10 protein-coding genes and 1 pseudogene are annotated in these 8,767 nt (G+C 65.4%); 2 read left to right on the top strand and 9 right to left on the bottom strand.

From position 1 onward, the window contains the following. Positions 1-173: 173 nt before the first annotated feature. From LPZ50_RS17495 to LPZ50_RS17480, 4 genes are all read right to left on the bottom strand, one after another. A complete protein-coding gene (locus tag LPZ50_RS17495) occupies positions 174-1,004 on the bottom strand; it encodes an SAM-dependent methyltransferase (protein WP_230663074.1) in 831 nt (276 codons plus the stop codon). Positions 1,005-1,028: 24 nt separating this feature from the next. Further along, positions 1,029-2,462 carry an APC family permease gene (locus LPZ50_RS17490; protein ID WP_268903462.1) on the bottom strand — a complete coding sequence of 478 codons (1,434 nt, stop codon included), beginning with the start codon at positions 2,460-2,462 and terminating at the stop codon, positions 1,029-1,031. Between the two features lie 91 nt (positions 2,463-2,553). Further along, positions 2,554-3,924, bottom strand: a complete 1,371-nt coding sequence (locus LPZ50_RS17485; RefSeq protein ID WP_230663072.1) for a heavy metal sensor histidine kinase — start codon at positions 3,922-3,924, stop codon at positions 2,554-2,556. Further along, on the bottom strand, positions 3,921-4,628 hold the full coding sequence (locus LPZ50_RS17480; protein WP_230663070.1) for a heavy metal response regulator transcription factor: 708 nt from the start codon (positions 4,626-4,628) through the stop codon (positions 3,921-3,923). The genes LPZ50_RS17485 and LPZ50_RS17480 overlap by 4 nt, the downstream gene beginning before the upstream one ends. Positions 4,629-4,942: 314 nt before the next feature. Here LPZ50_RS17480 and LPZ50_RS17475 point away from each other — a divergent pair, with 314 nt between their 5' ends. After that, positions 4,943-5,950, top strand: a complete 1,008-nt coding sequence (locus tag LPZ50_RS17475; protein WP_230663068.1) for a LysR family transcriptional regulator — start codon at positions 4,943-4,945, stop codon at positions 5,948-5,950. Here the strand turns inward: LPZ50_RS17475 and LPZ50_RS17470 are convergent. After that, a complete protein-coding gene (locus LPZ50_RS17470) occupies positions 5,944-6,351 on the bottom strand; it encodes a YchJ family protein (protein WP_230663066.1) in 408 nt (135 codons plus the stop codon). The genes LPZ50_RS17475 and LPZ50_RS17470 overlap by 7 nt on opposite strands. Then, positions 6,351-6,623 carry a GNAT family N-acetyltransferase gene (locus LPZ50_RS17465; protein WP_230663064.1) on the bottom strand — a complete coding sequence of 91 codons (273 nt, stop codon included), beginning with the start codon at positions 6,621-6,623 and terminating at the stop codon, positions 6,351-6,353. Before LPZ50_RS17465 ends, LPZ50_RS17470 begins: the two co-directional genes overlap by 1 nt. A gap of 12 nt (positions 6,624-6,635) precedes the next feature. On the opposite strand from LPZ50_RS17465, the gene LPZ50_RS17460 reads away from it, so the two are divergent. Then, a complete protein-coding gene (locus tag LPZ50_RS17460) occupies positions 6,636-6,788 on the top strand; it encodes a hypothetical protein (RefSeq protein ID WP_230663062.1) in 153 nt (50 codons plus the stop codon). 4 nt (positions 6,789-6,792) lie between these two features. On the opposite strand, the gene LPZ50_RS17455 is transcribed toward LPZ50_RS17460, so the two are convergent. From LPZ50_RS17455 to LPZ50_RS17445, 3 genes and pseudogenes are all read right to left on the bottom strand, one after another. Then, entirely contained in the window at positions 6,793-7,173 is a 381-nt protein-coding gene (locus LPZ50_RS17455; RefSeq protein ID WP_230663060.1) for a hypothetical protein, read from the bottom strand. Between the two features lie 46 nt (positions 7,174-7,219). Then, positions 7,220-8,485, bottom strand: coding sequence for a glutamate-5-semialdehyde dehydrogenase (locus LPZ50_RS17450; RefSeq protein ID WP_230663058.1), 1,266 nt, complete (start codon positions 8,483-8,485; stop codon positions 7,220-7,222). 98 nt (positions 8,486-8,583) lie between these two features. Continuing rightward, positions 8,584-8,767: pseudogene (locus LPZ50_RS17445) on the bottom strand (DNA polymerase III subunit delta); the annotation flags it as partial.

Here is an 8,767-nt window from a genome sequence, read left to right as displayed (position 1 = left end):
CGCGCCGATGATAGTGCACTTCCCGTGTGTGAAAGTAGGTCATCGTCAGGCTCTTATCCCGCAAAACCCCAGCACACTAACGTGCTGGGGTTTTGTCTTTGCGGAAACAGTTTTGGGCGCCGCTAAGCACGGTTCTTGCCGGCCAGCCAGGCGCGCTCTAGCGTTCTTGTGCCTTAGCGCGATGCCCGCGATGCCTGCCACGTGGCGTTGCCCGCGGTGCTGCCCTGCATGGCATCGCCTGAAACGCGGCCGGTATAGCGCTGCGTGCCTACCGTGAAGTGGATGGTGTCGCCGTCCAGGCGTGCATCACTGATAGGCGTGGCGGCGCTGCCGTTGCGCATACTGCCGCTCAGCATCTGGTAGGTCTGTTCCAGTACCAGTTCCTGGTCGCCAAGCTTCCAGTTGCCTGCCACCTTGGCGGGAACCACCCATTTGTAGGCATGGCAATAGGCCGAGCATTGGTCCGTGACCTGCACGGATTCATCGGGTTGCCAGTCGCCCATGGTGAAAGAGTTGGACACGACCCGCGTGCCGGGCTTCATGTCCAGCAGCGTGGGGCGCAGGCGTTCGTTCAGCCTGGGCAGCAAGAACAGCGTAATGACGGTGGCTTCGGAGAAATCCGATTGAAAAATATCGGCCTGCTCGAAGCTGGCGCGATCGGCGACGCCTTCGGCCTGGGCTGCTCCGCGCGCCAGGGCGACCATGTCAGGATTGAATTCGATGCCGCGCGCAACGGCGCCTCGCTTGGCGGCTGTGATGACAGTGCGGCCGTCGCCGGAGCCCAGGTCGACCAGGCGATCCTGGGGAGTGAGGGCGGCCAGGTCCAGCATGCGGTCTACCAGTGTCTGGGGCGTGGGCACCCACACCACGTCTTTGCCGGACTGGCCCACAGTGGGTTCATACGACGCGGTGGTTGCGGGGTTGGGGCTTTGCGCGATCGCGCCGCCATGCCAGGCCAGCGTGCAAAGCACGGCGGAAACCAGGGTTTTTTGCAGTGTTCGCATCAGGACTCTCCTTGAAAGGGTACTTCAATGAGCGGCGTCATGCCGTGGAATGGGGGTTGCCTGGGGGCCCGGGGCATGTTTGCGCAGCAGCAGGACGGGCAGGCCGGCGGCCAGCACGGCCAGGCCGACCCAGGCCGCGGCGCCGGTATGCAGCAGACTGGCGTGCAGCATGTACAGGCAGGTCAGGCAGAACAGGATGGGCGTGAACGGATAGAGCGGCACGCGATACGGCAGCTTGCGCTCGGGGTGGCGCCAGCGCAGCACGAATAGGGCCATGCCGACCAGCAGCAGGAAACCCCAGAACACTGGCGCGGTGTAATCGACCATGGCCTTGAAACCGTCGCGGGTGACTGCGCCCAAGGCGATCAACGCCAGGGCCAGCGCGCCCTGGACAAGCTGGCCGTTTGCCGGTGTGTTGCCGCGGCCATCCCATACGCCTACCCATCGCATCAGGGCGAGGTCTTGCGCCATGGCATAGAACGTGCGCGCGCCGGTGAAGATGGTGGCATTCAGCGTGGAGACCGCGGCCACCACGACCGCCAGAGTGACGATGACCTCGCCCGTGGGGCCGGCCACTTGCCGCATCATGTCGGCGGCCACGGCTTCCGATGCGCGCAAGCCGTCCAGTCCCAGGATGGAAAGCAGCGCCAGATTGGCCAGCGCGTACAGGGCAACCAGAATGAGCGTGCCCCAGATGAATACCTTGGCGGTGTTGCGCGGAGCGTCTTTCAGTTCGCCTGTCAGGTAGACGGCTTCGTTCCAGCCGCCGTAGGTCAGCAGCACGAAGATCATGGCCAGCCCCAGCGCCGCGGTTTCGTCCGCCGGAGCGCTGACGGAAGGCGGGGTGGCGCCGGGCGAGGCGAACAAACCTATCAGGATGACCGCGCCCAGCGCAGCGATTTCCACGAGCGTGACCACGACCTGCAGGGTTTTGCTTTGGGTGGTGCCGATGACATTGATGCCGGTGAACAGCATGACGGAAAGAGCGGCGTACAGTGTCGAACCGTATGGGCCTAGCGGGAGCAGCTGGGATACGTAGTCGCCCAGCATGAAGGCCACCCCGGCGATGGCGCCCGTCTGGATCACGGTGCAGCGGGCCCAGCCGAACAGCACCGCCACCGGACGGCCATAGGCGCGCGACAGGAAATGGTATTCACCGCCTGCGTGCGGATGAGCCGAGGCGAGTTCGGCGTAGCACAGCGCTCCGACCAGGGTGACCACGCCGCCGGCGATCCATACCAGGATGAACGCCCATTCCGTACTGACGTTGGCGGCCACGATAGAGGGAGTCTTGAAGATCCCCACGCCGATGACCAACCCAACCATGATGATGGTGGCGTCGAATACGGACAGCACGCCCGTCGGCCGGGCCCGGGTGTCCTGGCCGGCCGCCGTGGCGTCGGAAGGGGAGGTGGTGCTGGCTGTCGATTCCGGACTGCGCTGGTGAAGACTATTCATGAGGGGAGGCTTCAAGATAGTGGGCCGCCAGCGTGGCGGGCGAAACAGCAGAGGTCAGGGGTGTTGCCGAGCTTCTTTGACGTGAACTGCCCTAGATCGATCGCAGCAGGGAAAAACCAAAGGTATTGATGCCTTCCTCGCTGTGTACAAATACATTGCCGCCGTGCATGGACGCGATGGCCCGTACGATGGACAGCCCCAGGCCATGATGCACGCCGCTGTGCGCGCGCGCGGCATCGCCCCGGTAGAAACGCTCGAACAGGCGGGATTGTTGTTCCGGCGGAATGGGCTCGCCCTGGTTCGACACCGACACCCAGGCGTGGTCGCCACGAGTCTCGATGGACACGATGACTTCGGTGTGCGCGCGGGCATAGCGCGCGCTGTTCGACAGCAGGTTGGCCAGCGCCCGGTGGAACAGGCGCCGGTCCACCCGCGCCTGTGTTTCACCCTGCACTCGCACGGCCAGGTGCCGTTCGGAAAAAGAATCTTCGACGTATTCGATGGTCTTGCGCGCCTCGGTTTGCAGGGAAACCTGGGTGAGCTCGGCGGCGCGATTGCCATTCTCGGCGCAGGACAGGAACAGCATGTCGTTGACGATGCTGCTCATGCGTTCCAGTTCCTCCAGATTCGACTCCAGCAGGTCCTGCAATGCGCCCAGGTCGCGTTCGCGCACCAGCGCCACCTGGGTCTGGCCGATCAGGTTGGTAAGCGGAGTGCGCAATTCATGCGCGACGTCGGCGTTGAAGCCTTCCAGTTGCAGCCAGGCGGCCTCGCGGCGCGCCAGCGCATTGTTGAACGACACCGCCAGCTCGCGGATCTCGGGCGGCAGGCCGACGATGTCCAGCCGTTCGCGCGGGTTGGTGATGGGCAGGCTGTAAGCCTGCCGGCTGAGCTTGCGCACTGGCAGCAAGCCCAGTTTCGCGATCCAGTAGCCCAGCACGGCCACCAGCAGAATGCCCAAGGCCGAGGCGATGCCCATGACCCGCGTGAATTTTTCCTTGGTATGAATATAGGGCGATGCGTCCAGCGCCACGACGAACTCGACTTCGGGACGGTCGCCGTGGGCGGGGATGCGGCGGCTCAGGGTCGCCCAGATCCTGGCGGGGTCCCGCACCTTGACGAAGCCGAAAGGCCCTTCTGGCATGTGCCAGCCTTCCTCGAGCAATAGCGGGCCGCCGTAGGCGAACTGCGTGTCGGGTGTGCGTATCCAGTAGCGCACCCTGCCGCCTTCCTGGGCAAAGCCGTCGAGCTTGCGGCGCACCACGTCCCATTCCTGGGCCTGGCGCGATTCGATCATGGGGTCCAGCATGGAGTGATGGAACTCCAGTTCGTTGCGGACCTGCTCGCGCACCGATTCGGTCAGGAAGCAGTACAGGAAGAACGCCACCCCGGAGAACACCACGGCGGCGGTAAGCGCGAACATGGCGGCAAGGCGCCACGCGATGGGCAGGCTGCGGTTCATGCGGCTGGCACGGCCTTGTCCAGGGGGCCGGCATGGCGGTCTTCCAGCACGTAGCCCATGCCGCGCACGGTGTGCAGCAACTTGCGGGAATAGGGCGCGTCGACCTTCGCCCGCAGCCGCTTGACAGCGACTTCCACCACGTTGATGTCGCTGTCGAAGTTCATGTCCCAGATCTGCTCGGCGATCATCAGCTTGGACAGTACTTCTCCCTGGTGGCGGGCCAGCAGGCCGAGCAGCGAGAACTCCTTGGCCGTGAGGTCCAGCCGCTGGCCGCCGCGGGTGACTTTGCGGGCCAGCAGGTCGATCGCCAGGTCGGCCACCTGCAGCGTGGTGACTTCCAGGCCGTCGCCGCGGCGCCGGGTCAGGGCCTGCAGGCGGGCGACCAGCTCGGTAAAGGAGAACGGCTTGGGCAGGTAGTCGTCGGCGCCCTTGCGCAGGCCCGTGACCCGGTCGTCCACGGCCCCGCGGGCCGACAGCATGAGCACGGGCGTGGCTTTCTGGCGGCGCAACTGGGCCAGCACCCCGTAGCCGTCCAGGCCGGGCAGCATCAGGTCCAGGACGATGGCGTCATAGTCGAATTCGAGCGCCAGATGCAGACCGTCGACACCGGTATTGGCGATATCGACCGTGTAGCCCATCTCGGTCAGGCCCCGCAGAATGTAGGAGGAGGTCTTGGCTTCGTCCTCGACGACAAGTACACGCATGGTGTTTCTTTACTGTGACAAAGGGGAACGGCTCGACATCAGGCGCAGTCTACGCATGCCGGAAGGTCAGCCTGCTGACCCCGGCCTGACATTCCTGTCAGGGTGGCGGCCGCCTGGCGCCCGCATGCCGCCAAACGGGACAGAATCGTCAGCTTCCTGACCGCGAAATGCCAGCTTCGGGTCAAGGGGCTGACAGGGGTACCTGTCTAGAGTGCGCAGTTATCAGGCAATTCTACGCAATGCAGGGAACTTGCCGGATTTTCCAACCATATTCACCCGCCGCAGGCGGGTGCGGACTACGGGTGGTGGTGCTGATGAAACGTGCGGAGCCGGTTTTCAATTTGAACGACGTGGTGATTTTCGTGGAGGTGGCGAAGCAGCGCAGTGTGTCCCGTACCGCCGAACTGATAGGCGTGCCCGCGGCCACCGTGTCGCGCCGGTTGCGCCTGCTGGAAGACCGGCTTGGGGTGCAGCTGCTTTCGCGCACGACGCGCAGAATTGCGTTCACCGAGGCAGGCAGGCTGTACTACGAGCGTTGCCATCAACTGATCGAGCAGACGCTGGATGCGCAGGATGTCTTGCTGGATGAGGGAGTGCATCCGCGCGGCCAGTTGAAAGTGCTATTGCCCGACCGCCTGGATGTCGCCGGCCTGCTGGCGTTCGTGCCCAGTTTTGCGCGCCAATGGCCGGCCCTGCAATTCAGCTGCGAATACGGCTACGACGAAAACTGGGAGCGCAACCGGCATTTCGACGTGGCCTTGCGTTGGGGAGAGCAGTCCGACAGCGACCTGGTGGGCCGACGGCTGGGCCAGTTCGAGTTCCGGCTCTATGCATCGGAAACCTATTTGCAGCAGCGCGGCCTTCCCGCCCACCCGGATGAGCTGGCCGGACATGAGTGCCTGCCTTCGGGCCTTTGCCCGGAACTGGCTACCTGGCGGCTGGCCCGGCCTGGGCAGTGTTTGCCGGTTACGCCGCAAGGGCACCTTAGCACCAGCGACCTGGACCTGATGCGCCGGTTTGCGCAGGCGGGCGCGGGCATCGCGGCACTGCCGGCCCTGATGGCGGATGAGACCTCGCTGGTGCCTGTGCTGCCGGGGTGGCGCGTGGCTTCCGTGGCCTTGTATGCCTTGTATGGCAGCCGCACGCCGCCGGCGCGGGCGCGGATCTTCGTGGAGGGGCTGATCGCGCACATGCAGTCATTGCCGCCAGGCGATACGCCATCCACTATCGCAAGCCCGGTCCGCCGCATCGAGCCGGGGCCTGTGGCGCGAACCCTGCCGACGGCCGTGTGGCGGCCGCTGGCCGAACCCGCGCATCAGTGATGCTGGCCGTCCAGATAGAACCAGCGGCCATCGGCGCGCACAAAGCGGCTGGTTTCGTGCAGGCGCGTGGCCCGGCCGGCCTGGCGGCAACGCGCGACGAATTCCACGGTGGCGTGCTCGGCATCCTGCTGTGCGTGGCGCCGGACTTGCAGGCCCAGCCACTTGAGATCGGCCGGGTTGGGATCCAGCTGCGCAGGACGGGTGCTGGGATGCCAGGTATCCAGCAAGTACTGCAAGGCGTCGAGCACGAAGGCGCTGTAGCGCGAGCGCATCAAGGCCTCGGCCGTTGGAGCCTGCAGGTGCATAGGCCCCTGGTGATAGGGGCCGCAGCAATGCCCGTATGCCTTGTCGCTGCCGCAGGGGCACATCTGCGGCGCTGAAGCCGGGTTGGACCTGGCCATCAGGCGAGCAGGTCGTGGTATTCGGGGTGGCGGTCCAGGTAGGACGCGGCATACGAGCACACTGGCTGCACTTGCCAGCCGCGCTGGCGGGCAGTGTCCAGCGCCGCGCGGGTCAACTGGCCGGCGATGCCGCGGCCACCCACGGCATCGGGGACGCCGGTGTGCAGAATGGCCATGGCGCCGTTGCGCAATTGATAGTCGAGTTCGCACAGATGCCCTTCGACGAGCATTTCGAAACGGCCTTGTTCTTCATGGTGAATAATTTCGGGCATGATGGCTAATGGATGATCGGAAGGACGCCTTTCCGCATTGAACGGACTGTCTGCCGATTTTACGGCGCTACGCCCCAGACGGTGCCCATTGCCGCCATACCCGCCAGGGCGCGGGTGCGCGCCATCGCCGATGCCATCGTGCAGGTGTTCGAAGAAGAGGGCTGAGGCTTCAGCCGTGCATGAACAACAGCACCCAGACCGCGACCATGGCGATCAGGCCCACCCAGCATGAGGCCCAGAAGCCCACGATGGGAAGCTTGACGCCCAGGGGCACGCGCTTGGGGTCGATATGGCTGAGCTGCTTGTTGGAATGCGCGAACAAGCCGAAGTTGAAACCCGGGAAGGCCAGGCGGAAGAAGTAGTCCTGGAAAATGGTGGTCTTGATCACCAGCGGGAAGCGGCGGAATGGCCCGTGCTTGAGCAGCGGGTGTTGCATTACCTGGTTGATCCGGTCGGTATGCAGGAAGAACAGGAAAATGCCGCAAATCGTGCAGACCAGGAAGCACAGGGTGACAAGGCTGAAAGCGTAGGCGAGGACTTGCGTGGGCATGAGTATCCGGAAAAAAGCGTGATGAGTACGGGCGCAAGGCGGCAGCTCAGCCGCGCGTCTGGCCTTCGCCGCTGAGTACCCACTTCAGGGTGGTGAGGCCTTCCAGGCCCACCGGGCCGCGGGCATGCAGGCGATTGGTGGAAATGCCGATTTCCGCGCCCAGGCCGTATTCAAAGCCGTCTGCGAAGCAGGTGGGCAGGTTGACATACACCGAACTGGAATCGACCTCGCGCTGGAAACGCTGCGCGGCCGACAGGTCTTCGGTGACGATGGCGTCGGTATGGCCCGAGCCCCAGCGCGCGATGTGTTCCATGGCCTGGTCCAGCGAGTCGACGATGCGCACGGCCAGGATGGGGCCCAGATATTCGGTGGCCCAGTCTTCGTCGGTGGCGGGCTGGGCGGCCGGCACGATTTCCAGCGTGCGGGGACAGCCGCGCAATTCCACGCCGTGCGCGGTGAACGCGGCCGCCAGGCGCGGCAGGATGGACACGGCGGCACCGGCGTCGACCAGCAGGGTTTCCATGGCGCCGCAAATGCCGTAGCGGTACGTCTTGGCATTGAAGGCGATGGTATGGGCTTTTTGCGGATCGGCGGCGGCGTCGATGTATACGTGGCAATTGCCGTCCAGATGCTTGATCAGCGGCACGCGGGCCTCGCGCGAGAGGCGGGCGATGAGGCCCTTGCCGCCGCGCGGCACGATGACGTCGACATGTTCGGTCATGGTGATGAGCTTGCCTACCGCGGCGCGGTCGGTGGTGCCGACTACTTGCACGGCTTCGGCGGGCAGGCCGGCGGCGCCGAGGCCCGCCTGGACGACGCGGCCCAGCGCCACGTTGGAATGCAGGGCTTCGCTGCCGCCACGCAGGATGGTGGCGTTGCCCGACTTCAGGCACAGCGCGGCGGCATCGATGGTGACGTTGGGGCGCGATTCGTAAATGATGCCGATGACGCCCAGCGGCACGCGCATTTGCGCCACGCGCATGCCGTTGGGGCGCACGGCGCTGGCCGTGGTGCTGCCTATGGGATCGGGTAGCGCGGCAACCTGGGCCAGGCCTTCGGCCATGTGGGTAATGGTCTTGTCGGACAGCGTCAGGCGGTCGAGCAGGGCGGCCTCCAGGCCGTTGCCGCGGGCGGTGTCGACGTCTTGCGCGTTGGCTGCCTTCAGCTCGGCACGGTGGTCGCGCAGCGCATCTGCCATGGCCAGCAAGGCCTGGTTCTTGGCGGCGCCGCTGGCCCGCATCATGGCGCGCGAGGCGCGGCGGGCATTTTCGCCCAGGGCCAGCATGGCGGTGTCGATATCGGAAGTGGACATGTCGGTGTCTTGCATGAATCGGGGTGGCGGCGCGCCGGAGCGCCGGCAGAGGGCTTAAGTGTATCCTGCTGCGATAGCCGTACGGGGCGCAGCAGGAATCAAGGTCGGCCGGCGGCGGCCACGCGCAGGGCCAGGCGGGTCATTTCTTCCCAGGGATCCGACAGGCGTCCGCTGACCGACAGGCCCTTGATCAGGCGGTCGACCTCGTGGGCATGCTGCACGGCGGCGGGCCAGGCCCGCGCCTGCACGCGCCCCAGCGCCTGCAGGGCCAGCCGTTCGTGA

The organism is Bordetella petrii, from assembly GCF_020991325.1.
In the GTDB taxonomy this organism is placed as follows: domain Bacteria; phylum Pseudomonadota; class Gammaproteobacteria; order Burkholderiales; family Burkholderiaceae_B; genus Bordetella_A; species Bordetella_A petrii_E.
This window is presented reverse-complemented; position numbering and strand designations above follow the sequence as displayed.